The following is a 26,743-nucleotide window of genomic DNA, read 5'->3' on the forward strand; positions in this document are numbered from 1 at the left end:
AAAACCATTACGTAAGAATGAAATTTTATAAGTCTATATTACTGTTATTGGCAATAGTGTGTTTGCCATCACAACTTTTTTCGCAAGAATCTATTAATAGCTATAAGTATGTAATTATACCTTCAGAATATAGTTTCTTAAAAGAAAAAGATCAATACCAATTGAACTCGCTTACCAAGTTTTTGTTTAATAAATACGGTTACACCGCTTTTTTTTATGAAGACCAATTTCCTGATGATTTACAGTCTAATAGGTGTTTAGCAATGTATGCTGATGTGTCAAATGAAAAAGGACTTTTTAAGACTAAGATTAAGATAGACTTAAAAGACTGTAATGGAAGAATTGTATATGAATCTAAAGTTGGTGAAACTAGAGAAAAAGAGTTTGATAAAGCTTACAATTTAGCATTAAGAGATGCTTTTGAAACGTATCAACACCTTGATTATAAGTATGAACCTAATGCTAAAATTACATCAATTTCAACTAAAACGCAATCTACTGATGCTGTTGTTGTTGAGGAAGTACAGCAGTCAAAAGCTGAAATTGCACGTTTGCAAAAAGAAATTGATGATTTAAAAGAAGCCAAAGAAAAGGCGGCCAAAGAACCAAAAGTTAAAGTGCAACCAGTAGTTGAAGCTGTTAAACACACTGAACCTACAATTTCAGAACTTACTGAAGTTGATGCACTATATGCACAACCAATAGCTAATGGGTTTCAGGTTGTTGATATGAAACCTAGTGTTGTTATGGTGCTTTTAGAAACCAAAAAGCAAGATGTATTCATTGTAAAAGATCAAAACGCAATTGTGTATAAAGAAGATGGGTTTTGGTATTATTCAAGCAATGATGGAAAAACAGTTTCAATTAAAACATTAAATATTAAGTTTTAATAATCGTATTTGTCTTTCCAACGCGATTTTAAAAATTCACGTTGCGCATTTTCTCTACTATTATTACCTGGTTGATATAAAGTAGTATTTTTTATCTCTTCAGGTAAAAACTCATGAGCAGCAAAATTATTTTCGTAGTTGTGAGCATATTGGTAATTATCTCCATAACCTAACTCTTTCATAAGTTTAGTAGGTGCGTTTCTTATAGATAATGGCACTGATAGATCTCCAGTTTGTTTTACCAATTGTTGTGCATCGTTGATAGCTTGATATGCAGCATTACTCTTAGGAGAAGAGGCTAAATAAGTAACACACTGGCTTAAGATAATTCGAGATTCCGGATTTCCAATTACTGAAACCGCTTGAAATGTATTGTTGGCGATTACCAAAGCAGTTGGGTTTGCGTTTCCAATATCTTCACTAGCAAGAATAAGTAATCGTCGCGCAATAAATTTTACATCTTCGCCACCTTCAATCATACGTGCCAACCAGTACACAGCTGCATTTGGGTCGCTGCCTCTAATAGATTTTATAAAAGCCGAAATAATGTCGTAATGTTGCTCACCAGTTTTGTCATATCTGGCAGTATTGTTTTGTACTTTTTGTTGCACTAAATCATTAGTGATAATTAGCTTTTTATCTGCATCAAAGGCATTTACAATCAGTTCAAAAATATTAAGCAGTTTTCGAGCGTCACCACCAGAAAGGTGTATTAAAGCTTCAGTTTCTTTAAGCTCTATATTGCGTTTTAAGAGTTGTTCATCTTCAGTAATTGCACGATTTAAAAGTGCTTCTAAATCGTCTTTACTAAACGAGTTTAACACATACACTTGGCAACGAGATAGGAGAGCAGGTATTACTTCAAAACTTGGATTTTCAGTAGTTGCTCCTACAAGCGTAACCCAACCTTTTTCAACCGCTTGCAATAATGAATCTTGCTGCGATTTACTAAACCTATGAATCTCATCAATAAACAAAATAGGGTTCTTGGTAGTAAATAAACCACCACTTTGTTTTGCTTTATCAATAACCTCTCTAATGTCTTTAACACCAGAATTTATAGCACTTAGCGTGTAAAACGGTCTGTCAGATTCATTAGCAATAATATTGGCAAGTGTAGTTTTTCCTATTCCTGGAGGTCCCCAAAATATCATGGAAGGGATTATACCTTGCTTTATTTGCAGTGAAAGCGCTCCGTTTTTTCCAACTAAATGCGTTTGACTAAGGTAGTCTTTTAAGTGTTTTGGTCGTAGACGTTCTGCTAAAGGTTCATTCATAAAGTAAAATTACAAAATTGTAGGTGACAATATTTCATAAAACCTATAAATGGTCAATATTTTGAATATAAAATTTTAAATTTAGTCTATGAGCAATCAGCAACAGTTTAAGTATTCTACAGGAGTGATAGCATATCCTGTCTTTTTTGTTATGTTGCTATGGCTTGTGTTTTGGATGCAAGTGCGCTTTTTTCCTGGTATAAAAAGCTTAGGTGTATATCCATTAACATTAAAAGGACTAAAAGGAATTGTACTAAGTCCTTTTATTCATTCAGATATTGAACACTTATACAATAATTCTATTCCGTTGTTTGTGCTTTCAATGGCTTTGTTTTATTTCTACCGAAAAATTTCTTGGAAAGTGATTTTGTACGGTATTTTACTGTCAGGATTAATCACTTGGTGTATTGGTAGACCTGCAAACCATATTGGAGCCAGTGGTTTAATTTATGTGCTTGTAAGTTTTATATTTTTTAAAGGCGTTTTTGCAAGACATTTTAGGCTTGTAGCATTATCACTATTAATTATATTTTTATACGGAAGTATGATATGGTATGTATTTCCTGTTGAAAAGGGCATTTCTTGGGAAGGTCACTTAGCAGGATTAATCACTGGTTTTGTATTTGCTTTAATCTTTAGAAAAGCTATTGCTAAACCTGAAAAGTATGTTTGGCAGCAACCAGAGTATAACGAAGAGGATGATCCTTTTTTAAGGCATTTTGATGAAAATGGTAATTTTATTGAACATATAGAACCTGAGATTGAACCTGAAACAAATGTAGATTCAGAGCAAAGGTCAATAAAGGTTGTGTATGACTTTAGGAAGAAAGAAGAAGGTGACGATTAAAGACGTTGCCTAACAGCTTCATATAAAAAAGCACCACAAGCTACTGAAACGTTTAAAGATTCAATTTCTCCAAGAATAGGAAGTTTTGCTTTTTCATCAGCTACTTTCAACACCGAAGGGTTGATGCCCTTACCTTCTGATCCCATGATGATAGCACAAGGTTCGTTAAACGAAACATCATAAATCGTATTATCAGTTTTTTCTGTGGCTGCAATAACTTTAATTCCTGATGCTTGCATATGAAAAACAGCATCTTTTATATGGTCAACTTTACAAATTGGGATTTTAAAAATAGCTCCAGCACTTGTTTTTACAGTGTCTCCATTTACAGGAGCTCCGCCTTTTTTCTGGATAATAATTCCTGAAACACCAGTACATTCAGCAGTTCTAATAATGGCACCAAAATTTCTAACATCGCTAAGTTGGTCTAACAATAAGAATAATGGCGTTTTACCAGACTCTATAACATTTAGTACCAAGTCTTCAATATCATAAAATGAAATTGGAGCTATTTGAGCTACAGCTCCTTGATGGTTCTTTTTGCTTAATCGGTTTAATTTCTCAATAGGAACATAAGACGCGTTCAATCGTTCTTGTCTTATAAGTTGTTCCAATTCTGTAAATAAATCTCCTTTTAAACCTTTTTGAAGAAATATTTTATCAATATTCTCACCAGATTTAATAGCTTCTATAATAGCTCTTATGCCGAAAATTGTGGTCTCTTTTTCCATTGGGTCAAAGGTATAAAAAACCAACCTTTAAAAGTAAAAGAGTTAATGGTATTTGATGAATTATTGCTTTATGACTTTTTTTGTAGTTAGCTTACCATTGTCTGTAATATTTAAAAAGTATACTCCAGACTTTAAGTTGTTCAAATCAATACCATTGGTGTTTTTGTTTTGAGCTACTCTCATACCCATAACGTTATATACTTCAATACTGTCAATAGTACCTTGGGTTTTAATATTGATTCTGTTTGTTGTTGGGTTAGGATATACGCTAACAGAGTTTTGTTCAACATCAGATAAGCTAAGAGCTTCACATCCTGATAAATTAGGGTTCAATTCTATAGGATTTCCAGGTGTTAAATCTCTTCCTGTAAAGGCAGAATAACTTGGAGAGTATCTAGTGGCTCTAAATACTATATTGGGGTTTTCATTAGGATTATCACCTTGTGATAAAATTCCATTAGAGCTTGAAGGGTTTATGTATTCCCAAACAGTGTTCTCGTTAGAATCTATTTCAAAAAAGTATCCTGAATCTCCATCGCAAATTAAAATGTTTCCGTTAGGAAGCATTTGAGCTCCAGATAAAATTCTTGAAAAGAATTCCGTTTCATTATTAGGGTCAGTATATGTGTAATCAGTAGAAGTAGGACCAAATGCTACATTTTGAGAATATGAATAAACACCTGGACTAGTAGTTGGTGGAGTAATTATAAATACTTCAGAAAAACTAGGAACTCTACCAAATCCATTATTGAATAATATTAATTTTCCAGCGTATGGTAATCCCTCAGGAATCCAATGCGGGTAATGCTGACCAAAAAGTTTTCTGTCGCTTTCAGTACCATGGTCGTAAGCCTGTGGGTTTCCCCATCGGTAAAGAAAATCACCACCTTTTCCATAAACTCCTCCTGTACTAGAGGCTGCTTGAGCTGTGGTTGTTGAGTGATCTATGATGTAAATTTCATTCATATGTCTAGACGATAATACAATTTGGTCTAAATTCTTATTATACTGAATAGAGTTTATGTGTAACCAGTTTTCGTTTCCGCTTAAACCACCTAGATAGTTAATGTCAAGTTTATTTGGGTTTTCAGAAATTACTCCGTAATTGTCTTTTGTGCTATCAAAATCTTGAACAAGGTGGTCTTTAATATTCCATTCCCATACAATAGTAGCTGAGTTTGTTCCGGATGGTTCAATTTCAATAACTTGCTCGTTTAATAATCTTCCGTTATCTAATTTACTTGGGTCTCTACCAGCTTCAATAGCTTCTTCGCTAGTCATTTCAGTAGCGGCTAAAACAAATATGTTTCCATTATCCATAGGAAAAATATCATGATGCTGTAACATAGTGGTATTAGAATAATCAAAACTCCAAGTTAAATTTCCATCCCAATCAAATTTTTCAATTCTACCACCAGTACCACCAAATTGTATGTGTGTATTACCTACATTACAAGCTCTTAATAAAGAACCGTCTTCTAATAGATATACAGAGTTACCAGGAGGGTACTGACTAGTCCATTGGTTTACAACTTCTCCACAGTTGTTTATTAAATAAGTTTCAGTTTGAGCTGTAAAAAGTGTATATCCACCAAATGAGTCTTCAGTATTTAATATAGTGCCAACTGTATTTTGAGCTTTGGTAATGATGGATAATAGAAGACATATCAATAAAATTGAGTAGTGTTTTTTCAATAGCATTTTTCTTTTTTTAACAATTTTCACAAAAATAAGGGTTGAAAAATGATTAAATCTTAAAAAAGCGCACTAAAAACGTTAAAATATGTTAAATTAAGGAGGTGGTTGTTGTAATGAAAAAGCCCGAAAAGTTTAAACTTTTCGGGCTTTTTAGTTGTTTAATATAGTGGTTTACAATTACATTGTATCCCAAAATACTTTAGTGGTTTGATCATCACCACCTATAGCAGCAGAAGCTGCTTCGTAATTAACTTGGTTAAGGTTTTGTTCGTTTACTGGATAAGTATATCTAGTAGGTACAGGTAACTCAGAAATTGCAGCAATATTTAATGCAGGAGCATCATATTTTCTCCATGCTGTCCAAGCTTCAAAGCCTCTGTTATACATTGCTAACCACATTTGGGTACCAATTTTTTGTCTCCAGTCTCCAGCAGCAGTTGTATAAGCAACATCAGGATTGGCTAAATAACCAGTGATGTCCGCTCCCCAATAATCAAAAGAAGCAGTAATAGCTTGGTTGTAGTACATCTCAGCGTCTGCAGGAGTTCCTACAATTGAGCGCTCAGCAGCTTCAGCTAAGTAAAAAGAAACTTCAGCATAATCTAATAAAACTCCTGGAGTAGTAGGTTCGTGCATTGCAGCTCCTACATGAGTGTAATTAGGGAAACTATTGTTCTCTCCATAAGGGCCACCAACATAAACACCTGCTCCTAAGTTTTGATCAAAGTAAACTTCTCTTCTAGGATCGCTTAAGTCATTCATAATATCTACTAAAGTGTTAGCAGCAATAAAGTCAGAACGTCCTGATTGAACTAAATCAACCCAAAGAGGGTTAGTGTTAGGTGTTGCACCTTCATACTGTAATAGTGCATTATCAGCATTTGAAGTAAATACACCAGCGCTTACCGCAGAAGTAATTGTTGACTGAGCTAATCCTGGGTTAACATCGGTTAAACGAATACCAAGCCTTAACTTTAAAGAGTTAGCGAACTTACTCCAAGCAGCAGAGTCTCCACCGTAAATTTTATCAGCATCAGAAAAACCAGAAGCTGAAATATCTGGTATAGCAGCGTTAATTCTTTCAATTAAATTTTCATAAATCATCGTGTCATCATCATATGTTGGTAATGTCACATCGCTTAAAGCATCAGTATAAGGGATGTCTCCAAATGTGTCCACAAGTTGTTGCCAAGTGTATATCATTAAGATTTCAGCTTGAGCAGTTCTTGCTGTTTTTTCAGCATCTGTCAATTCAGTATCACTAGCAACGATTTCTTTAGTAGTTTTTAAATCTAGTAATACATCTCTATACATTTCAGACCAATGATTTTGAGGAATATTTCTCGTTGTAAAATCATAGTTTGCCTCATCAGTATAGGTGGTTTCTGTCCAATGTTGACCTAAAAGTCTAAATATGTTAGTGTTAACATTTGTGCTAGTCATTTGGTCAAACAAACTTTTTACAGCTGCGTTATAAGTAAACTCAGCAGCTACTTGAGTTGGATTTTTTGGGTCTCTATTGTAATCTTCATATTGGTCATCAGTTTTACAAGACACCAATACTACAAGTGATAGAGCTGTTAAAAATATTTTTTTCATAATTCTTCTTTTTTAAAATTGTAATTTAAGACTTGCTCCTATTTCTCTCATAGTTGGGTAAGAACCAGATTGATATCCTTGGATATTACCAGAACTTAAACCAGCTTCAGGGTCAGCATAAGGAACATCTTTATCAATTATCCATAAATTTCTACCAATAATTGAAACCGAAGCGCTTGTAAAAGGAAGTCTGTCTAAAATTTTAGAATCTAAATTATAAGTTAAACTTGCTTCACGTAGTTTAATAAATCCTGCATCATAAACGTGTTGCTTATTAGCAGCTCTTGCATAACCCCAAGGGTTTGCATAAATATTTGCGTTAGCTCTTACTTCGTTAGGAGAACCATCTGGAGCAACACCAGGTAGTATTATACCACCACTGTCGGCACCATAATTTCCAGGAGTACCAGTAACAGCATCTCTAATAGGGTTTCCTAATTCGTTGTTTCCAGCTGAGAAATCATATAATCCTGTTGCATACCCATACCATGTATCAAGAGAGAAAACGTCTCCACCTTTTTGCATGTCTATTAAGAAGCTTAAATTGAAGTTTTTGTAAGTGAAGCTGTTGAATAAACCAGCAGTCCATTCAGGGTTGATATCACCAATAACTTCGTTGTTTGTGTCAGATACCATGTAAGTACCAATTCTTGAAGCAGAACCAGTTTGGTTAACAATTGGTTGACCGTTCTCATGGTATACTAAATCTGTACCTCTGATAGTACCGTAAGGTTGTCCAGGAGTAGCGTTAATTGATACACCACCTTGGAAAGAACCAAGTACTAAGTTATCAATACCATCAGCTAAACTTTCAACTAAACTAGTGTTTTTCGCCCAGTTTAAGTTTACATCCCATCTAAAGTCTTCAGTCTTTAAAGGAGTACCATTTAATTGTACTTCCCATCCTTTGTTTGATATAGTACCAGCATTAAGTAAGACAGAAGTATACCCAGTTGAGTTAGATACTGGAACAGCTGTAATTTGATCAACGTTTAATGCATCGTAATAGGTTACGTCAAATCCTAAACGTCTGTCTAAGAACTGCATTTCTAAACCTATTTCCCAGTTTTTTTGCTCTTCTGGTCTAAGGTTTGCGTTATTTAGTGAGCCTTGGTTAGATGCTATACCAGTACCTCCAAATGGAGTTCCAATTCCGTAAGTATTAAATACTCTGTAAGGAATAGTTCCGTTTGAAACAATACCATAGTTAGCACGTAACTTACCAAAGTTTAACCAATCTGCTTTTAAGTAGCGAGTAAAAATCATACTACCTGTTATTGACCAATAATCGTATGTGTTATCAGCTTTTGGTAAGCTTGAGTTACGGTCAATTCTATATGTACCTTCAACAAATGCAAAATCGTCATAACCTAAACCTGCACGCGCATAAATACCGTCTACCATTTGTACAGCTTCGTATTCGTCAGGAGCATTAATTGGGCTTACACTGTTAGATAATGAATAAAGGCCAGCTAAGTTTAAACCTCCATTTGTAGAAGCATAAATACTGCTGTTTTCATTTCTTCTTAAGTTAGCACCTAAGTTACCATCTAAGTCTAATTTATCATTTAGGTCTTTGTTAAAACTTAAGATGAAGTCATAGTTGTATTCGGCTACATTATTATTGTATCTGCTATATTTAGAAACATTAGCACTTCCTACGTTTGTTCTTTCTTCTTGAATCTCACTGTAGGTGTCAAATGTAAATCGTCCTAAAATACTCAACCAGTCATTAATTTCGTAGTTTAAAGCAACATTACCGAAATATCTGTTACGCTCATCTGTTTGATAGTTTTCGTAGAACGTCCAATAAGGGTTGTCAGAATAAATTGGAGTTAAATCAGTAGCAGAGTTAGTGTTCCAAGTGATATTCTCACGAGTTGCGAAGTAAGCTTGTTGTTGTTCTCTAACATCAACATTTACTTGCCACCATTGTCTAAATTGTTGCATTACGTTGTTAGCGTCATAACCTGTACCATATCTACCTTTACCATTTGTTTTGGTATAGGTCATTGTTGCAGATGCAGTTAATTTATCTGATAACTCATGAGAACCAGAAAAATTAATAGTATTTCTTTTAATATTACTGTTAGGTAAACCACCTTCTTGCAGCATGTTGGTAAACCCTAATCTAAAAGCAGATTTGTCTGTACCTCCATCAATTGATACTGAATTAACAGCTGTTGATGCTGTTTTCCATACATAGTTAGGGTCATTAGCTCCTGCAACCCAAGGAGACGCTTGTTGGTAAGTGTCTAACTGTGGAAAAATTGAATTCCATTGAAAAATCATTAAGTTAGGGTCAAATTCAGCTCCATAAGAAGCATCTTCAGTAAATACTGTAGTAAGGTCATCTATTCCATCTCCATCAATATCTGCTAAACCAAAATAACCAGTAGGGTCATCATAATATGGTCCATAACCAGCTCCATATCTTTTTTGGTATACAGGTAATGTTTCTTTATCAACATTTCCTAAAGTTAAACTTGAGCTTATCGTAATTCCTAAACCTTTCTTTTTAGCGCCTTTTTTGGTTGTAATCATAATCACACCATTTGCAGCTCTAGAACCGTATAGGGCAGATGCAGCAGCACCTTTTAAAACGTTGATAGACTCAATGTCGTCAGGGTTAATGTCTGATGCGGCATTACCATAATCGTAACCACCACGACCTGTTATTTGATCGCTTGAGTTAGTGTTTCCGTTGTCAATAGGAATACCATCAACAACAAACAATGCTTGGTTGTTACCAGCGATAGAACTGTTACCTCTAATAACAACGTTTGTTGATCCACCTAAAGTACCAGAAGATTTAATATCTAAACCAGCAACTTTACCTGATAGTGAATTAACAAAGTTTGAACTTTTAATTTTAGATACAGCATCCCCTTTAACTTCTTGGGTTGCATAACCTAAAGATTTCTTTTCTCTTTCAATACCTAATGCTGTTACTACTACTTCATCAAGTACTGCAGCGTCTTCTAACATAGTTACATTAACTGTGTCAGATGATCCAACTGTAATTTCTTGGGTTTTTAATCCTACATATGTAAAAGTTAACACGTCACCCGCATTGGCATTGATGGAGTATTTACCATCAAAGTCAGTTTGAGTCCCGTTTGTAGTTCCTTTTACAATGATATTAACGCCAGGGAGAGGTAAGCCAGATTCGTCTGACACAGTCCCTGAGACTGTTTTTTCTTGTGCAAAAGTTAATTGCACGACAAACGCTAGTAATAGCGTTAGAATTCCACTAAACTTTGTTTTCATATTTAAATTAATTTGAATTAGCCTAAGCCAAAAGTCTTAATAAAAAGTTAATAAAACAATAATATTGTATTAAAATTTTGAAAATAAATTATGGTTTTCCCTAAAAGTTTGCGGATAAGCTAATGTGAAGTTTTGAGTTAGAAAACTTAAACTTTTGATTTTCGGTTTTACCAACTGAATAGTTTAGTTTGAATAAACCAGAGTTTGTAAGTAGTCCGAAGCCAAACCCAAAACCAAAAAGTTTTTCTTTTATTGAATTGAAATTGTCTTCAAAATATGCAGCGTCAATAACACTGTTTACGTAAAGTGTGTTGTTTAGTTGGTAGCGATATTCTGTATTTAAAACAGTGTATAGGTTTGCTGTAAGACTGTTTTCTTCAAATCCTCTAATTGAATTTATTCCACCAAATCGAAATAATTCGTTTTCTAAGTAGGAGTCAGAATCTAAATAGGCAAGATTTAATCGTGAATAGAAACTGTTTTTATCGTTTAAATTGAAAATTTTAAAGGTGTTTAACTCTATTTTGGTTTGCTTTTCATCTTCACCTTCAGAATTTCTATTTCCCAAACCTAATGTAATGTCGAAGAGAAAATTTGTAGGAAATAATATGTTGTAGTTTTGTGGCCTTGTGTGGATGTAGTTGGCAGTGTAATAATCTGATTTAAAATCAGTAATGGTTGTAACGTTTGGGTTAAGTAAGTTTTCAGATTTTATAGAATTAATTCCTAATGATACTTGATTGTTTGGATTTAACTGATAAAAAAGCTTCGCCTTTTGAGATACATTAATAAATGAAGAATCTCGTTTAAATATATTTAGATTTAAATCTACGCCTAAAGGAGTTCTAAACATATAAGGAAACGTGGTGTTAATGTCAAAAGTTTTTTGCTCGTTTTCATCACTTTTGTAAAGTAGTTTTAAAGACTCTCCATAATTTAAGTTGTTTGTAAGATTTAAATTTAAGTAACCGTCAAATTCAATTTTATTGGTTTCAGTGTTTGTGCCAAAGCCCAAAAAGCCATCAAAAGTGTTGCTTTTTACTTTTTCGATGTATACATATAATATGGTAGAGTCTTTTGTGAATAAAACCTCAGGATCTTTAATTTGATTCGCAAACCTCAAATCGTTAATTACTGAAGATTTATTTTTTATGTCTGAAAGATTAAAAGTCTGTCCTTTTTTAATATTAAGGTAGTGTCGTAAATAAGACTTCGGAAACTTTTCGTAACCTTTTACAATGATCTTGTCAATAAATCTTTGACTTTTACTTGATAGTACTAAGTTTGCTGATAGTGTAGAAGTGTCTTTTTTAGAAATCTCATCTAACTGTAAAAAAGAAAACGGATCACCTTGATTAGAAATTTCAGTATTTAGAATCTTTAATGAAGTTTCTAGATTGCTGATGTTAACTTCAAAATAATCATCAGTTACAGAGTTAGAAATTAAAGATAATAGTTTTTTGTCGATGACATCTTTGTAATATATATGTATATAATCGTATTTATTGTTTAAAGAAAACTGAGCAGTGTAGGTTGAGTCATTAGACTTGTTAAAACTATTGAGTTCACTTTCAATATATCCAATAGTGTTTAACTTAGCTTCTAATGTGTCTACTTCCTGTAATAAACTTTGATAATCATTAAATGTTTTCCTGTATAATAATGAATCAATAACAGCGGTTTCATTTTCATTATCACCAATCGCTGATAAATATAACGACTGCGAAAAAAGGTTTGCTGTAAAAAGCAACCAAATCGCAAATTGTAGCAGCAATTTTTTTTCAGGCATAAATAAAAAGATTACCCAAAGCTAACGGATTTTTATCACTAAAAATATGTTTAGCTAAAAATAAATAGGCAACTAATTTAAAATTAATTGATTTACGTTTGAAAAATTAATATTTATTTCTACCTTTGCAGCCCTTTAAACAAGGGTTTAATAAAAATTATATAGTAATATATGCCAACAATTTCACAATTAGTACGAAAAGGAAGAGCCAAAATAACCAAGAAGAGTAAATCGGCTGCTTTAGATTCGTGTCCACAAAGACGTGGTGTGTGTACTCGTGTTTACACGACAACTCCTAAGAAACCTAACTCAGCAATGCGTAAGGTGGCAAGGGTTCGTTTAACAAACGGAAACGAGGTTAACGCATACATCGGTGGTGAAGGTCACAATTTACAAGAGCACTCGATAGTATTGGTTAGAGGTGGAAGGGTAAAAGATTTACCAGGTGTTAGATATCACATCGTTCGTGGTGCTTTAGACACAGCAGGTGTTTCAGGTAGAACGCAACGTAGATCTAAGTATGGTGCAAAACGCCCTAAGAAGTAATTAAAAAAACTTTAAGAAGAAGACATGAGAAAAAGACAAGCGAAAAAAAGACCGCTTTTACCAGATCCACGTTTTAACGATCAGTTAGTAACTCGTTTCGTTAACATGATGATGTGGGACGGTAAAAAGTCAGTAGCTTTTAAAGTATTCTATGATGCAATTGATATTGTAGAATCGAAAAAAACAGATGAAGAAAAAACAGCTTTAGAAACTTGGAAAGATGCATTATCTAACGTTATGCCTCACGTAGAAGTGCGTAGTCGTCGTGTTGGTGGAGCAACATTCCAAATTCCAATGCAAATACGTCCAGATCGTAAAGTTTCAACAGCAATGAAATGGCTTATAGGTTATGCTCGTAAGAGAAATGAAAAATCTATGTCACAAAAATTAGCTGCTGAAATTTTAGCTGCTGCTAAAGAAGAAGGAGCTGCTGTTAAGAAAAGAGTTGATACTCACAAAATGGCAGAAGCAAACAAAGCATTCTCACACTTTAGATTTTAATTAAAATGGCAAGAGATTTAAAATATACTAGAAACATAGGAATTGCTGCGCATATTGACGCAGGAAAAACAACAACTACAGAGCGTATCCTTTATTACACTGGTGTATCTCACAAAATTGGTGAAGTACATGATGGTGCTGCTACTATGGACTGGATGGAGCAAGAGCAAGAAAGAGGTATTACAATTACTTCTGCTGCTACAACTTGTACTTGGCAGTTTCCATTAGAAAACGCGCAACCAACTCCAGAAACTAAAGGATATCACTTTAACATTATTGATACTCCAGGTCACGTTGATTTTACGGTTGAGGTAAACCGTTCTTTACGTGTGCTTGATGGGTTGGTGTTCTTGTTTAGTGCAGTTGATGGTGTAGAGCCACAGTCAGAAACTAACTGGAGACTTGCTGATAACTATAAAGTGCCTCGTATAGGTTTCGTTAACAAAATGGACCGTCAAGGATCTAACTTTATGGCTGTTTGTCAACAGGTTAAAGATATGTTGAAGTCAAACGCTGTGCCAATTGTATTAAACATTGGTGATGAGGCAGACTTTAAAGGTATTGTTGATTTAGTAAAAAACAGAGCTATTGTTTGGCACGAAGAAACTCAAGGAGCAACTTTTGATGTAATTGAGATTCCAGATGACTTAAAAGAAGAAGCTCGTAAATATAGAGCACTTCTTATTGAAGAAGTAGCTACTTACGATGAGAACTTATTAGAAAAATTCATGGAAGATGAAGATTCTATTACAGAAGAAGAAGTGCACGCTGCACTTAGAGCTGCTGTAATGGATATGGCTATCATTCCAATGATTTGTGGTTCTTCGTTTAAAAATAAAGGTGTACAGTTCTTATTAGACGCTGTATGTCGTTACTTACCATCTCCATTAGATAGAGATAATATTGTAGGAACAAATCCAGATACAGGTGCTGATGAAGTACGTAAACCAGATGCAAAAGAACCTTTTTCTGCTTTAGCATTTAAAATCGCTACTGATCCTTTCGTAGGTCGTTTAGCATTCTTTAGAGCATATTCAGGTCGTTTAGATGCAGGTTCTTATATCTTGAACAACCGTTCAGGTAAAAAAGAGCGTATCTCTCGTATTTACCAAATGCACTCTAATAAACAAAATGCTATTGAATATATCGAAGCAGGAGATATTGGAGCAGCAGTAGGGTTTAAAGACATCAAGACTGGTGATACTATGTCTGATGAAAAACACCCAATAGTATTGGAATCTATGGATTTCCCAGATCCAGTAATTGGTATAGCAGTTGAGCCAAAAACTAAAGCTGATGTTGATAAACTAGGTTTAGCATTAGGTAAACTTGCTGAGGAAGATCCTACGTTTACAGTAAGAACTGACGAAGCTTCAGGACAGACTATTATTTCTGGAATGGGTGAGCTTCACTTAGATATTATTGTTGACCGTCTTAAACGTGAGTTTAAGGTAGAGGTTAGCCAAGGTCAGCCACAAGTAGAGTACAAAGAAGCTATTACTCAACGTGCAGAACACAGAGAAGTTTATAAGAAACAATCTGGTGGACGTGGTAAATTCGCAGATATTGTATTTACTCTTGAGCCAGCTGAAGAAGGTAAGGAAGGTTTAGAATTTATCTCTGAAATTAAAGGTGGTAACGTTCCTAAGGAATTTATCCCTTCAATTGAGAAAGGATTCACAATGGCAATGCAAAACGGTCCTTTAGCAGGATATGAAGTTGATGCTATGAAAGTAACTTTAACTGATGGTTCTTACCACGATGTAGATTCTGATCAGCTATCATTCGAATTAGCTGCTAAATTAGGATTCAAAGCTGCTGCAAAAGCTGCAAAAGCTGTGATTATGGAGCCTATGATGAAATTAGAAGTTATCACTCCAGAAGAAAACATGGGTGATATCGTAGGTGACCTTAACCGTCGTAGAGGACAAGTAAGTGATATGGGAGACAGAGCAGGAGCTAAAACAGTAAAAGCTGTTGTGCCTTTATCAGAAATGTTTGGATATGTAACAACATTAAGAACATTGTCTTCAGGACGTGCGACATCAACAATGGAATTTTCACACTATGCTGAAACTCCTTCAAACATTTCAGAAGAAGTAATCAAAGCAGCTAAAGGCGTAGAAGCTTAAAACTAAAAGAAAATGAGTCAGAAAATTAGAATAAAATTAAAGTCTTACGATCACAATTTAGTTGACAAGTCTGCTGATAAGATTGTAAAAACAGTAAAAAGTACTGGAGCTGTTGTAACAGGACCAATTCCGTTACCAACACATAAAAAGATTTTCACTGTGTTACGTTCACCACACGTAAACAAGAAGTCAAGAGAACAATTCCAATTAAGTTCTTACAAGAGATTATTGGATATTTACTCTTCATCTTCAAAAACAATTGATGCTTTAATGAAGCTTGAATTACCAAGTGGAGTTGAAGTTGAGATAAAAGTGTAAGTGAACACAAACATGTCCTGAGCTGCGAGCGAGGGAAAAACGGTTAAAAATACAATTCAAGGCTGAAACGTATTTTTCAGCCTTGAGTTTTAATAAATAGAATAGTAATAATTAATAATTAATAAATATGTCTGGGTTAATAGGAAAAAAAATCGGTATGACCAGCATCTTTGATGAAAACGGGAAAAACATTCCTTGTACAGTAATTGAAGCAGGTCCATGTATCGTTACCCAAGTCAGAACCGAAGAGGTTGACGGGTACAATGCCCTTCAACTTGGTTTCGATGACAAGACAGATAAAAGTGCTACTAAAGCTGAATTAGGTCATGCTAAGAAAGCTGGTACTTCTGTTAAAACTAAAGTCGTAGAATTCCAAGGATTTGAAGGAGATTACAAATTAGGTGATGCAATTACTGTAGAGCACTTCATTGAAGGTGAGTTTGTAGATATTGCTGGTACATCTAAAGGAAAAGGATTCCAAGGTGTTGTAAAACGTCATGGTTTTGGTGGAGTTGGTCAAGCAACGCATGGTCAGCACAACCGTTTAAGAGCTCCAGGTTCTATTGGTGCAGCTTCTTATCCTGCGAGAGTATTCAAAGGAATGAAGATGGCCGGAAGAATGGGTGGCGAAAAAGTGAAAGTTGAAAATTTAAGAGTATACAAAGTAGTTCCTGAAAAGAACTTACTAGTTGTAAAAGGATGTGTTCCTGGACACAAAAACTCTTATGTAATCATTGAGAAATAATGAAAGTAGCAGTTTTAGATATAAACGGAAAAGACACAGGTAGAAAAGCAGAGCTTTCTAAAGATGTGTTCGCTATTGAGCCTAACAACCATGCTGTTTACTTAGACGTTAAGCAATATCTTGCTAACCAACGTCAAGGAACGCACAAGGCTAAAGAAAGAGCAGAAATTGCAGGAAGTACACGTAAGATTAAAAAACAAAAAGGTACTGGTACTGCAAGAGCAGGTAGTATCAAGTCTGGTGTATTTAAAGGTGGTGGACGTATGTTCGGACCAAGACCAAGAAACTACAGCTTCAAATTAAATAAAAACTTGAAGCGTTTAGCAAGAAAATCTGCTTTAACAATGAAAGCTAATGATAAAGATATCGTTGTTTTGGAAGACTTCAATTTTGATGCTCCAAAGACGAAAAACTTTACAGCAGTACTGAAAGCATTAGACATACAAGACAAAAAATCGTTGTTTGTGTTGGGTGCTTCAAATAATAATGTATATTTGTCATCACGAAATTTTAAAGGGTCTGAAGTTGTAACTAACTCAGAACTAAACACTTATAAAATTTTAAACGCAAATAAATTAGTTCTTTTAGAGAGTTCTCTAGAAGAAATTGAGTCGAATTTAAGTAAATAAGAAAACCATGAGTATCTTAATTAAACCTATTATCACTGAAAAAGCGACAACTAATAGTGAGTTAAACAACTGCTTTAGTTTCCAAGTGAATACAAAGGCGAACAAGGTAGAAATCAAAAAAGCAGTTGAAGCTGCTTATGGAGTTTCTGTTGAAAAAGTTCGTACTATAAATGTCCGTCCAGATAGAAGAACCCGTTACACAAAAACAGGTATTCAACATGGTAAAACAAATGCTATTAAAAAAGCAATTGTACAACTGGCGGAAGGTGAGACTATTGATTTATACAGTAACATGTAATTAGACGAAAATGTCAGTAAGAAAATTAAAACCGATCACATCAGCTCAGCGTTTTAGAGTAGTAAATGGATTTGACGCCATCACTACTGATAAGCCGGAGAAAAGTTTACTTGCTCCGAACAAAAGATCTGGTGGTAGAAACAGTCAAGGAAAAATGACCATGCGCCATATTGGTGGAGGTCATAAGAAGAAGTATCGTATCATTGATTTTAAGCGTAACAAAACTGGAATTCCAGCTGAAGTTAAAACAATTGAATACGATCCAAACAGAACAGCTTTTATCGCGTTATTGAACTACCAAGACGGAGAAAAAAGATACATTATTGCTCAAAACGGTATACAAGTTGGACAAAACATTGTTTCGGGTAAAGAAGGTATCGCTCCTGAAATTGGTAATGCAATGCCTTTAAGCCAAATTCCTCTTGGTACTATTATCTCTTGTATAGAGTTACGTCCAGGTCAAGGAGCAGTTATGGCAAGAAGCGCAGGAGCGTTTGCTCAATTAATGGCAAGAGACGGAAAATTTGCAACTATTAAATTACCATCAGGTGAAACACGTTTAGTGCTTGCAGATTGTATGGCAACAATAGGTGTTATATCAAACTCTGACCACCAGTTGTTAGTATCTGGTAAAGCAGGTAGAACACGTTGGTTAGGAAGAAGACCTAGAGTGAGACCAGTAGTAATGAACCCAGTTGATCACCCAATGGGTGGTGGAGAAGGACGTTCGTCTGGTGGACACCCAAGATCTAGAAATGGTATTCCAGCTAAAGGTTATAGAACACGTTCTAAAACCAAAGCGAGTAACAAGTATATTGTAGAACGTAGAAAGAAATAATTGAGATAATATGGCACGTTCATTAAAAAAAGGACCTTACATCCATTATAAATTAGAAAAGAAAGTTGCAGAAAACGTAGCTTCAAATAAAAAGACTGTTATTAAAACTTGGTCTAGAGCATCAATGATTTCACCAGATTTCGTAGGGCAGACTATAGCTGTACACAACGGTCGTCAATTTGTACCAGTTTATGTAACTGAAAATATGGTAGGTCATAAATTAGGAGAATTTTCACCAACACGTTCGTTTAGAGGACATGCAGGTGCAAAAAATAAAGGTAAAAAATAAGTAGAGCTATGGGAAGTCGTAAAAAACAAATGGCAGATGCTATAAAGGAAGACAGAAAACAAGTTGCTTTTGCAAAGTTGAACAACTGTCCAACCTCACCAAGAAAAATGCGTTTAGTTGCAGACTTGGTTAGAGGTCAAAAAGCTGAGAAAGCTCTTCAAATTTTAAGGTTTAGTTCAAAAGAAGCATCTCGTCGCTTAGAGAAGTTATTGTTATCTGCAATAGCTAACTGGCAAGCAAAAAACGAAGATGCAAGTATTGAGGACGCAAACCTATTTGTAAAAGAGATCAGAGTTGATGGAGGATCTATGTTAAAAAGATTACGTCCAGCGCCTCAAGGTCGTGCACACAGAATTAGAAAACGTTCGAATCACGTAACAGTTGTGATTGGAGCATTAAATAACACACAAAGCTAAGATAGAGGTATGGGACAAAAAACAAATCCAATCGGAAATCGCTTAGGAATCATCAGAGGATGGGAATCTAACTGGTATGGTGGAAACGATTATGGAGACAAACTTGCTGAAGACGACAAAATCAGAAAGTACATCCATGCACGTTTATCAAAAGCTAGTGTGTCTAGAGTAATTATTGAGCGTACACTTAAACTTGTAACCGTTACTATCACTACTGCAAGACCTGGTATTATTATCGGGAAAGGTGGTCAAGAGGTAGACAAGTTAAAAGAAGAGCTTAAGAAAATTACAGATAAGGAAGTTCAATTGAACATCTTCGAAATTAAGAGACCTGAATTAGATGCATTCTTAGTAGGATCAAGCATTGCACGTCAAATTGAAAATCGTATTTCTTACCGTCGTGCAATAAAAATGGCTATTGCTGCTGCTATGCGTATGAATGCTGAAGGAATCAAGATTCAAATTAGTGGTCGTTTAAACGGAGCTGAAATGGCACGTAGCGAGCACTACAAAGAAGGTAGAATTCCATTATCAACATTTAGAGCCGATATTGACTATGCTTTAGTTGAAGCTCATACTACTTACGGTAGATTGGGAATTAAAGTATGGATCATGAAAGGTGAAGTATATGGTAAAAGAGAACTTTCTCCACTTGTAGGGTTGTCTAAAAAACAAGGTAAGTCTGGTGGAGGACGTGGTGGGAACAATAAATCTCGTCGCAGAAAGTAATTTTTAAAGTAAAAGAAAATGTTACAACCGAAAAAAACAAAATTTCGTAAAGTCCAAAAAGGACGTATGAAAGGAAATTCCGGAAGAGGACACCAGTTATCTAATGGAATGTTTGGTATAAAATCACTCGATTCGAATTTCTTAACATCACGTCAAATAGAAGCAGCTCGTATTGCCGCAACACGTTACATGAAAAGAGAAGGGCAACTTTGGATTAAAATATTTCCAGACAAGCCTATAACAAAGAAACCTCTTGAAGTACGTATGGGTAAAGGTAAAGGTTCTGTAGAATATTGGGTAGCTGTGGTAAAACCAGGAAGAGTTTTATTTGAAGTTGGAGGTGTGCCTTTAGAAACTGCTAAAGAAGCATTACGTTTAGCAGCTCAAAAGTTACCAGTTAAAACAAAGTTTATAATAGCTCGAGATTACGAGGCTTAATAGTAGTATTATGAAGCAATCAGAAATTAAACAGCTATCAACGGCTGAGTTACAAGAAAAACTTGGTGAGACACAAAAGAGTTATGCTGACCTAAAAATGGCTCACGCAGTATCTCCTTTAGAGAATCCAATCCAGTTACGAAACGTAAGACGTTCAGTAGCTAGAATCGCAACTGAATTAACTAAAAGAGAAATACAATAATTGTATTCCGCTGAAAGATGGAAAAAAGAAACTTAAGAAAAGAACGTATAGGAGTTGTTACAAGTAACAAAATGCAGAAATCAATTGTGGTATCTGAGGTTAAAAAAGTAAAACATCCTATGTATGGAAAATTCGTGTTAAAAACGAAAAAATACGTTGCACACGATGAGACAAACGACTGTAACATTGGAGATACAGTAAAGATCATGGAAACAAGACCTTTAAGTAAATCTAAATGTTGGAGATTAGTAGAAATAATTGAAAGAGCGAAGTAATTATGGTACAACAAGAATCAAGATTAAAAGTAGCTGATAACACTGGAGCAAAAGAAGTATTAACAATACGTGTTCTAGGTGGAACCAAAAGAAGATATGCTTCTATTGGTGACAAAATAGTAGTTTCAGTAAAAGACGCAACTCCTAACGGAAACATTAAAAAAGGAGCAGTATCAACAGCTGTTGTTGTGCGTACAGTAAAAGAAGTAAGACGTCCAGACGGATCTTATATCAGATTTGACGATAACGCTTGTGTACTTTTAAATCCGCAAGGAGAAATGAGAGGAACACGTGTTTTTGGACCTGTTGCTAGAGAACTTCGTGATAAACAATTCATGAAAATTGTATCATTAGCACCAGAAGTGCTTTAATTGATAAACAAGATGACAAAGCTTAAAATAAAATCAGGAGATACAGTACAAGTAATCGCTGGAGACCACAAAGGATCTGAAGGGAAAGTACTTAAAGTATTTATCGATAAAAACAAGGCCATCGTAGAAGGTATAAACATGGTAAAGAAACACACTAAACCAAGTGCACAAAACCCTCAAGGTGGTATCGTAGAAAAAGAAGCACCAATTCATATCTCTAACTTGTCACTTTTAACAAGTAAAGGTGAACCAACAAGAGTAGGATATCAAATGGAAGGTGATAAGAAAGTAAGATTTTCTACAAAATCTAATGAAGTAATATAATTATGGCTTACATTCCAAGATTAAAACAAGAGTACAAGGACAAAATAGTTTCTGCTCTTACAGAAGAATTCGGTTATAAAAATGTAATGCAAGTTCCAAAACTTAAAAAGATTGTAATCTCTAAAGGTGTTGGAGCAGCAGTAGCAGATAAAAAATTAATTGATCACGCTGTTGAAGAATTAACAAAAATATCTGGTCAAAAAGCTGTTGCAACTTTATCTAAAAAAGACGTTGCATCATTCAAATTACGTAAAGGAATGCCAATAGGTGCTAAAGTAACACTTAGAGGTGAGCAAATGTATGAGTTTTTAGACCGTTTGATTACTTCAGCTTTACCACGAGTTAGAGACTTTGATGGTATTAAAGCTACAGGATTTGATGGTAGAGGTAACTACAACTTAGGAGTTACTGAGCAAATCATTTTCCCTGAAATTGATATTGACAAGATCAACAGAATTTCTGGTATGGATATTACTTTCGTAACATCTGCAGACACAGATAAAGAAGCACAATCGTTATTAACTGAATTAGGATTACCTTTTCAAAAGAACTAAGATATGGCTAAAGAATCAATGAAAGCCCGTGAGGTGAAAAGAGCAAAAACGGTAGCAAAATATGCTGAAAAACGTAAAGCTTTAAAAGAAGCTGGAGACTACGAAGCATTACAAAAGTTACCAAGAAATGCATCACCTGTACGTATGCACAACCGTTGTAAATTAACAGGAAGACCAAAAGGATACGTACGTACATTTGGAATTTCTCGTGTAATGTTACGCGAAATGGCTAACAAAGGCTTAATACCAGGAGTTAAAAAAGCAAGTTGGTAAACAAAGAATTATAAATTGGTTTGAAGTTCGAAAACTAATTTTCGAAAACCAAAACCGCAAATTAATATAAATGTATACAGATCCAATCGCAGATTATCTAACGAGAGTTAGAAATGCAGTAAAAGCTAACCACAGAGTGGTTGAGATACCTGCATCTAATCTAAAAAAAGAAATTACTAAAATATTATTCGATCAAGGATATATTTTAAGTTACAAGTTTGATGACTCTACAGTACAAGGAACTATTAAAATAGCTCTTAAGTACAATAAAGAGACTAAAGAACCTGTAATTAAGAAAATTCAAAGAATAAGTAAACCAGGTTTACGTAAATACGCAAGTGCTAACGAAATGCCAAGAATCCTTAACGGTCTTGGAATTGCAATTGTTTCAACATCTCACGGTGTATTAACAGGAAAACAAGCGCAAAGAGAAAACGTTGGTGGAGAATTATTGTGTTACGTTTACTAATTTAAAACAGAAAGAACATGTCAAGAATAGGTAATAACCCAGTAACTATCCCACAAGGAGTTACAGTAGAAGTTAAAGACAATGTAATTACTGTAAAAGGTAAATTAGGTGAATTAACTCAAGAATTTTCAGACGTAGATATAGCTGTTGAAGAAGGAAGCGTACAAGTAACGCGTTCAACAGATAAAAAAGACCAAAGAGCAAAACATGGTCTTTACAGAGCTTTAATCAACAACATGATTAAAGGTGTATCTGAAGGATGGACAAAAGAACTAGAATTGGTAGGTGTAGGTTATAGAGCATCTAACCAAGGACAAAAATTGGATTTAGCTTTAGGATTTTCTCACAACATTATTTTGGATTTAGCTCCAGAAGTAAAAGTAGAGACAATCTCTGAAAAAGGAAAAAACCCAATCGTAAAATTAACATCTCACGACAAACAATTGGTAGGACAAGTAGCAGCGAAAATTCGTGCATTTAGAAAACCAGAACCTTACAAAGGAAAAGGAATTAAGTTTGTAGGAGAAGTATTAAGAAGAAAAGCAGGTAAATCAGCTTAATAGTTTAGTTATGGCATTAACAAAGAATCAAAAAAGATTAAGAATAAAAAGCAGAATTCGTAAGGTAGTTTCAGGAACTGAATCTAGACCACGTTTAGCTGTATTTAGAAGTAATAAAGAAATTTATGCTCAAGTTGTGGATGATGTAACAGGTAAAACTATCAGTGCTGCATCTTCAAGAGACAAAGACATTAGTTCTGCAAAAGGTACTAAAACAGAAATTGCAGCCTTAGTTGGTAAAGCAGTAGCTGAAAAAGCATTAAAAGCAGGTGTAGAAACTATCTCTTTTGACAGAGGTGGATATCAATATCACGGAAGAGTAAAATCGTTAGCAGAAGGTGCTAGAGAAGGCGGACTAAAATTTTAAGACATTATGTATCAAAAATATAAAAACGCAGAATTAGTAAAACCAGGTGGATTAGATCTTAAAGATCGTTTAGTTGGTGTACAAAGAGTTACAAAAGTAACTAAAGGTGGTAGAGCATTTGGTTTTTCAGCTATCGTAGTAGTAGGTGATGAAGCAGGTGTAGTAGGACATGGTTTAGGAAAATCTAAAGATGTTGCTACCGCAATTGCAAAAGCAGTTGAAGACGCAAAGAAAAACTTGGTTAGAATACCAATCATCAAAAAAACTTTGCCACACGAGCAAAAAGGTAAATTTGGTGGAGCTAGAGTAAACATCATTCCTGCTGCTCCTGGTACAGGAGTAATTGCTGGTGGAGCTGTAAGAACAGTTCTTGAAGCAGTAGGTGTACATGATGTATTATCTAAATCTCAAGGATCTTCTAACCCTCACAACGTTGTTAAAGCTACTTTTGATGCTTTATTACAATTAAGAAGTGCTGACACAGTTGCTAAGGATAGAGGAATATCATTAGAAAAAGTATTTAACGGTTAATCTTAAGGAAGATGGCAAAGATCAAAGTAACAAAAGTAAAAAGTACAATCAATCGTACTCAAACCCAAAAGAGAACTTTAGAGGCTTTAGGTTTAAAAAGAATCGGTCAGGTTGTAGAACATGATGCCACTCCAAATATCGTTGGTATGGTTAATAAAGTTAAACATTTAGTTTCTGTTGAAGAAACAAAATAATAAGACATAAAAATGGACTTAAGTAATTTAAAACCAGCTGAAGGCTCAGTTAAAAATCAAGGAAAAAGAGTAGGTAGAGGACAAGGTTCTGGAAAAGGTGGTACTGCAACACGTGGTCACAAAGGAGCAAAGTCTCGTTCTGGATATTCTAAAAAACTTGGTTTTGAAGGTGGACAAATGCCACTTCAAAGACGTGTGCCTAAATTCGGATTTACTAACATCAACCGTGTAGAATACCAAGGTGTAAATCTTGATACATTACAACAATTGGTTGACGATAAGAAGATAAAGGATACTATAGATTTTGAAACGCTAGTACAATTACGTTTGGCTGGTAAAAACGATTTAGTAAAAATATTAGGTCGTGGAGAATTAAAATCTAAATTAAAAGTATCTGCTCATAAATTTACTGCTTCAGCAAAAGCTGCTATTGAAGCTGCAGGAGGAGAAGCTGTAACTTTATAAGATTATTATAAGTATGAAATTTATAGACACTATAAAAAATGTTTGGAAAATAACGGAACTAAAAGACCGAATCATGTTAACACTTGGTTTGCTTTTAGTTTACCGTTTTGGTGCACAAATAGTGCTTCCAGGTATTGACTTTACTAAATTATCAGGATTACAAGGAGATGCTGCCGAAGGTGGATTAATTTGGTTAATCAATGCGTTTACTGGTGGAGGTTTTTCTAACGCATCAGTATTTGCCCTAGGTATTATGCCTTATATCTCTGCTTCTATTGTAGTGCAGTTAATGGGAATAGCAATTCCTTATTTACAAAAACTTCAAAAAGAAGGAGCAAGTGGTCAAAAGAAAATCACTCAAATAACCCGTTGGTTAACAATAGGTATCTGTTTGGTTCAAGCACCAGGATATTTAGCAAGCTTACCATCATTAACAGGAGTTAACTCAACAAGTGCACTTTTAGTTAATGGTTTTTCTCCAACTACATTTATGATTTCTTCAGTAATAATATTAGTTACTGGATGTATTTTTGCAATGTGGTTAGGTGAAAAAATTACTGATAAAGGTATTGGTAATGGTATTTCATTATTAATTATGGTAGGTATTATAGCTACTTTACCACAATCATTTTTACAAGAGTATGCTGCTAGAGTAACACAATCTAATGGAGGTTTAATTATGATTTTAATTGAGCTTGTTATTTGGTTGTTAATTATACTAGGTTCAGTAATGCTAGTTATGGCAGTACGTAAAATCGCAGTGCAATATGCAAGACGTACAGCTACAGGTGGATACGAAAAAAATGCATTTGGCTCTAGACAGTTTTTACCATTAAAGTTAAACGCTTCAGGAGTTATGCCAATCATCTTTGCTCAAGCTATCATGTTTGTGCCAAGTTTAATTGGTAAATCATTTGGATCAGGAGAAGTAGGTACATGGATGCAAACACAGTTTTCTGATATTTTCGGATTTTGGTACAACCTAGTATTTGCACTCTTAATTATAGTGTTTACATATTTTTATACAGCTATTACAGTACCAACAAACAAAATGGCTGACGACTTAAAACGAAGCGGTGGTTTTATTCCAGGTATTAGACCAGGAACTGAAACTTCTGAGTATTTAGATAAAATAATGTCTCAAATAACTTTACCAGGATCATTATTCTTAGCATTAATAGCTGTGTTCCCAGCAATTATTGTAAAGCTTATGGACGTACAAGCTGGTTGGGCATTGTTTTTTGGAGGAACGTCATTGTTGATTATGGTAGGAGTTGCAATTGATACCATGCAACAAGTAAATTCTTACTTGTTGAATAAACACTATGATGGCTTGATGAAAACAGGTAAAAATAGAAAAGCAGTAGCTTAAAACTATATACTATGGCAAAACAAGCAGCAATAGAACAAGACGGAACAATCATAGAAGCATTATCTAATGCGATGTTTCGTGTTGAATTAGAAAATGGTCATATTGTGACTGCACATATATCTGGTAAAATGCGTATGCATTATATTAAGTTGTTACCAGGAGACAAAGTAAAATTAGAAATGAGTCCTTACGATTTAACAAAGGCTCGTATAACCTATAGATACTAATACGATGAAAGTAAGAGCATCAGTTAAAAAAAGAAGCGCTGATTGTAAATTAGTGCGTAGAAAAGGTAGACTTTACGTAATTAACAAAAAGAATCCTAGATTCAAACAAAGACAAGGATAATTATGGCAAGAATTGCAGGTGTAGACATACCAAAACAGAAAAGAGGAGTAATCTCTTTAACTTATATCTACGGAGTAGGTAAAAGTAGAGCAAAAGAAATTTTGGCAACGGCTAAAGTTGATGAAAGCACAAAAGTACAAGATTGGACAGATGATCAAATTGGAGCAATCCGTGACGCTGTTGGAACTTATACTATAGAAGGTGAATTGCGTTCTGAAACTCAATTAAACATTAAGCGATTAATGGATATTGGATGTTACAGAGGTATTCGTCACAGATCTGGGCTTCCATTAAGAGGTCAACGTACAAAGAACAACTCTAGAACTAGAAAAGGTAGAAGAAAAACCGTTGCTAACAAGAAAAAAGCAACTAAATAATAACAAGACAGTAGTCATTAGTAATTAGACGTTAGATGAATCTGTTCGAAATCGAAAGGTTTAGGATTCTAACAACTAAAA

36 protein-coding genes are annotated in these 26,743 nt (G+C 34.6%); 30 read left to right on the forward strand and 6 right to left on the reverse strand.

Annotated elements, in window-relative coordinates:
* Positions 1-17 precede the first annotated feature (17 nt).
* Positions 18-890, forward strand: a complete 873-nt coding sequence (locus A8975_RS07390; RefSeq protein WP_134199494.1) for a hypothetical protein — start codon at positions 18-20, stop codon at positions 888-890.
* On the opposite strand, the gene A8975_RS07395 is transcribed toward A8975_RS07390, so the two are convergent.
* Positions 887-2,167 (reverse strand): replication-associated recombination protein A, encoded by a 1,281-nt coding sequence (locus tag A8975_RS07395; protein WP_134199496.1) that lies wholly within the window; start codon positions 2,165-2,167, stop codon positions 887-889. The genes A8975_RS07390 and A8975_RS07395 overlap by 4 nt on opposite strands.
* Before the next feature lie 88 nt (positions 2,168-2,255).
* On the opposite strand from A8975_RS07395, the gene A8975_RS07400 reads away from it, so the two are divergent.
* A complete protein-coding gene (locus A8975_RS07400) occupies positions 2,256-3,014 on the forward strand; it encodes a rhomboid family intramembrane serine protease (RefSeq protein ID WP_134199498.1) in 759 nt (252 codons plus the stop codon).
* Here A8975_RS07400 and rlmB read toward each other — a convergent pair.
* The 5 genes from rlmB to A8975_RS07425 form a co-directional block, all read right to left on the reverse strand.
* The gene (gene rlmB, locus A8975_RS07405; RefSeq protein ID WP_131508133.1) at positions 3,011-3,745 is read right to left on the reverse strand and encodes a 23S rRNA (guanosine(2251)-2'-O)-methyltransferase RlmB; all 735 of its coding nucleotides are present in this window, start codon (positions 3,743-3,745) and stop codon (positions 3,011-3,013) included. The two genes, A8975_RS07400 and rlmB, sit on opposite strands and share 4 nt — an antisense overlap.
* 60 nt (positions 3,746-3,805) lie before the next feature.
* Positions 3,806-5,446: an aryl-sulfate sulfotransferase gene (locus tag A8975_RS07410; RefSeq protein WP_134199500.1), complete on the reverse strand. Its 1,641-nt coding sequence runs from the start codon at positions 5,444-5,446 to the stop codon at positions 3,806-3,808.
* A gap of 174 nt (positions 5,447-5,620) precedes the next feature.
* A complete protein-coding gene (locus tag A8975_RS07415) occupies positions 5,621-7,042 on the reverse strand; it encodes a SusD/RagB family nutrient-binding outer membrane lipoprotein (RefSeq protein ID WP_134199502.1) in 1,422 nt (473 codons plus the stop codon).
* A 12-nt stretch (positions 7,043-7,054) separates the two neighbouring features.
* Positions 7,055-10,312, reverse strand: coding sequence for a SusC/RagA family TonB-linked outer membrane protein (locus tag A8975_RS07420; protein ID WP_134199504.1), 3,258 nt, complete (start codon positions 10,310-10,312; stop codon positions 7,055-7,057).
* Between the two features lie 100 nt (positions 10,313-10,412).
* A complete protein-coding gene (locus A8975_RS07425; protein ID WP_134199506.1) occupies positions 10,413-12,101 on the reverse strand; it encodes a POTRA domain-containing protein in 1,689 nt (562 codons plus the stop codon).
* Positions 12,102-12,272: 171 nt separating this feature from the next.
* Here A8975_RS07425 and rpsL point away from each other — a divergent pair, with 171 nt between their 5' ends.
* The 28 genes from rpsL (at position 12,273) to rpsM (ending at position 26,662) form a co-directional block, all read left to right on the forward strand.
* Positions 12,273-12,647: a 30S ribosomal protein S12 gene (rpsL, locus tag A8975_RS07430; protein ID WP_019386263.1), complete on the forward strand. Its 375-nt coding sequence runs from the start codon at positions 12,273-12,275 to the stop codon at positions 12,645-12,647.
* Positions 12,648-12,671: 24 nt separating this feature from the next.
* Positions 12,672-13,148 carry a 30S ribosomal protein S7 gene (gene rpsG / locus A8975_RS07435; RefSeq protein ID WP_131508143.1) on the forward strand — a complete coding sequence of 159 codons (477 nt, stop codon included), beginning with the start codon at positions 12,672-12,674 and terminating at the stop codon, positions 13,146-13,148.
* A gap of 5 nt (positions 13,149-13,153) precedes the next feature.
* Entirely contained in the window at positions 13,154-15,280 is a 2,127-nt protein-coding gene (gene fusA / locus A8975_RS07440) for an elongation factor G (protein WP_131508145.1), read from the forward strand.
* Positions 15,281-15,292: 12 nt separating this feature from the next.
* Positions 15,293-15,598, forward strand: a complete 306-nt coding sequence (gene rpsJ, locus A8975_RS07445) for a 30S ribosomal protein S10 (protein ID WP_007650482.1) — start codon at positions 15,293-15,295, stop codon at positions 15,596-15,598.
* 127 nt (positions 15,599-15,725) lie between these two features.
* Positions 15,726-16,343 carry a 50S ribosomal protein L3 gene (rplC, locus tag A8975_RS07450; protein WP_129761442.1) on the forward strand — a complete coding sequence of 206 codons (618 nt, stop codon included), beginning with the start codon at positions 15,726-15,728 and terminating at the stop codon, positions 16,341-16,343.
* Positions 16,343-16,972, forward strand: a complete 630-nt coding sequence (gene rplD / locus A8975_RS07455) for a 50S ribosomal protein L4 (protein ID WP_131508147.1) — start codon at positions 16,343-16,345, stop codon at positions 16,970-16,972. The genes rplC and rplD overlap by 1 nt, the downstream gene beginning before the upstream one ends.
* Positions 16,973-16,979: 7 nt before the next feature.
* Positions 16,980-17,270: a 50S ribosomal protein L23 gene (gene rplW, locus A8975_RS07460; protein WP_129761440.1), complete on the forward strand. Its 291-nt coding sequence runs from the start codon at positions 16,980-16,982 to the stop codon at positions 17,268-17,270.
* A 10-nt stretch (positions 17,271-17,280) separates the two neighbouring features.
* Positions 17,281-18,108, forward strand: a complete 828-nt coding sequence (gene rplB, locus A8975_RS07465; RefSeq protein ID WP_134199508.1) for a 50S ribosomal protein L2 — start codon at positions 17,281-17,283, stop codon at positions 18,106-18,108.
* A 10-nt stretch (positions 18,109-18,118) separates the two neighbouring features.
* Complete coding sequence (gene rpsS / locus A8975_RS07470) at positions 18,119-18,397, forward strand: 30S ribosomal protein S19 (protein ID WP_008269180.1); 279 nt, start codon at positions 18,119-18,121, stop codon at positions 18,395-18,397.
* 8 nt (positions 18,398-18,405) lie between these two features.
* Positions 18,406-18,813: a 50S ribosomal protein L22 gene (gene rplV / locus A8975_RS07475; RefSeq protein WP_129761438.1), complete on the forward strand. Its 408-nt coding sequence runs from the start codon at positions 18,406-18,408 to the stop codon at positions 18,811-18,813.
* Positions 18,814-18,822: 9 nt separating this feature from the next.
* Positions 18,823-19,542 carry a 30S ribosomal protein S3 gene (gene rpsC / locus A8975_RS07480; protein WP_129761437.1) on the forward strand — a complete coding sequence of 240 codons (720 nt, stop codon included), beginning with the start codon at positions 18,823-18,825 and terminating at the stop codon, positions 19,540-19,542.
* 18 nt (positions 19,543-19,560) lie between these two features.
* Positions 19,561-19,980, forward strand: coding sequence for a 50S ribosomal protein L16 (rplP, locus tag A8975_RS07485; RefSeq protein ID WP_129761436.1), 420 nt, complete (start codon positions 19,561-19,563; stop codon positions 19,978-19,980).
* A gap of 10 nt (positions 19,981-19,990) precedes the next feature.
* Positions 19,991-20,182 carry a 50S ribosomal protein L29 gene (rpmC, locus tag A8975_RS07490; protein ID WP_129761435.1) on the forward strand — a complete coding sequence of 64 codons (192 nt, stop codon included), beginning with the start codon at positions 19,991-19,993 and terminating at the stop codon, positions 20,180-20,182.
* 17 nt (positions 20,183-20,199) lie between these two features.
* Positions 20,200-20,457: a 30S ribosomal protein S17 gene (gene rpsQ, locus A8975_RS07495; RefSeq protein WP_073085362.1), complete on the forward strand. Its 258-nt coding sequence runs from the start codon at positions 20,200-20,202 to the stop codon at positions 20,455-20,457.
* Positions 20,458-20,459: 2 nt separating this feature from the next.
* Positions 20,460-20,828 (forward strand): 50S ribosomal protein L14, encoded by a 369-nt coding sequence (gene rplN, locus A8975_RS07500; RefSeq protein WP_129761434.1) that lies wholly within the window; start codon positions 20,460-20,462, stop codon positions 20,826-20,828.
* Between the two features lie 12 nt (positions 20,829-20,840).
* On the forward strand, positions 20,841-21,152 hold the full coding sequence (gene rplX / locus A8975_RS07505; RefSeq protein ID WP_134199510.1) for a 50S ribosomal protein L24: 312 nt from the start codon (positions 20,841-20,843) through the stop codon (positions 21,150-21,152).
* A gap of 2 nt (positions 21,153-21,154) precedes the next feature.
* Positions 21,155-21,706, forward strand: a complete 552-nt coding sequence (gene rplE / locus A8975_RS07510) for a 50S ribosomal protein L5 (RefSeq protein ID WP_129761432.1) — start codon at positions 21,155-21,157, stop codon at positions 21,704-21,706.
* Positions 21,707-21,709: 3 nt separating this feature from the next.
* Entirely contained in the window at positions 21,710-21,979 is a 270-nt protein-coding gene (gene rpsN / locus A8975_RS07515; protein ID WP_129761431.1) for a 30S ribosomal protein S14, read from the forward strand.
* 70 nt (positions 21,980-22,049) lie between these two features.
* On the forward strand, positions 22,050-22,448 hold the full coding sequence (gene rpsH / locus A8975_RS07520) for a 30S ribosomal protein S8 (protein ID WP_129761430.1): 399 nt from the start codon (positions 22,050-22,052) through the stop codon (positions 22,446-22,448).
* Between the two features lie 17 nt (positions 22,449-22,465).
* Positions 22,466-23,008: a 50S ribosomal protein L6 gene (rplF, locus tag A8975_RS07525; protein ID WP_131508151.1), complete on the forward strand. Its 543-nt coding sequence runs from the start codon at positions 22,466-22,468 to the stop codon at positions 23,006-23,008.
* Between the two features lie 10 nt (positions 23,009-23,018).
* Positions 23,019-23,375 (forward strand): 50S ribosomal protein L18, encoded by a 357-nt coding sequence (gene rplR, locus A8975_RS07530; protein ID WP_129761428.1) that lies wholly within the window; start codon positions 23,019-23,021, stop codon positions 23,373-23,375.
* 6 nt (positions 23,376-23,381) lie between these two features.
* A complete protein-coding gene (rpsE, locus tag A8975_RS07535; RefSeq protein ID WP_129761427.1) occupies positions 23,382-23,906 on the forward strand; it encodes a 30S ribosomal protein S5 in 525 nt (174 codons plus the stop codon).
* 11 nt (positions 23,907-23,917) lie between these two features.
* Complete coding sequence (rpmD, locus tag A8975_RS07540) at positions 23,918-24,100, forward strand: 50S ribosomal protein L30 (RefSeq protein ID WP_129761426.1); 183 nt, start codon at positions 23,918-23,920, stop codon at positions 24,098-24,100.
* Positions 24,101-24,112: 12 nt separating this feature from the next.
* Positions 24,113-24,565 (forward strand): 50S ribosomal protein L15, encoded by a 453-nt coding sequence (rplO, locus tag A8975_RS07545; RefSeq protein ID WP_129761425.1) that lies wholly within the window; start codon positions 24,113-24,115, stop codon positions 24,563-24,565.
* Between the two features lie 13 nt (positions 24,566-24,578).
* A complete protein-coding gene (gene secY, locus A8975_RS07550) occupies positions 24,579-25,937 on the forward strand; it encodes a preprotein translocase subunit SecY (protein ID WP_131508153.1) in 1,359 nt (452 codons plus the stop codon).
* An 11-nt stretch (positions 25,938-25,948) separates the two neighbouring features.
* Positions 25,949-26,164 (forward strand): translation initiation factor IF-1, encoded by a 216-nt coding sequence (gene infA / locus A8975_RS07555; protein ID WP_007094967.1) that lies wholly within the window; start codon positions 25,949-25,951, stop codon positions 26,162-26,164.
* Positions 26,165-26,168: 4 nt separating this feature from the next.
* Positions 26,169-26,285 carry a type B 50S ribosomal protein L36 gene (ykgO, locus tag A8975_RS07560; RefSeq protein WP_008269159.1) on the forward strand — a complete coding sequence of 39 codons (117 nt, stop codon included), beginning with the start codon at positions 26,169-26,171 and terminating at the stop codon, positions 26,283-26,285.
* A gap of 2 nt (positions 26,286-26,287) precedes the next feature.
* Entirely contained in the window at positions 26,288-26,662 is a 375-nt protein-coding gene (gene rpsM / locus A8975_RS07565) for a 30S ribosomal protein S13 (RefSeq protein ID WP_129761423.1), read from the forward strand.
* The last annotated feature ends 81 nt before the right edge of the window (positions 26,663-26,743 follow it).

Source organism: Meridianimaribacter flavus (assembly GCF_004366715.1).
Lineage (GTDB): Bacteria > Bacteroidota > Bacteroidia > Flavobacteriales > Flavobacteriaceae > Gaetbulibacter_B > Gaetbulibacter_B jejuensis.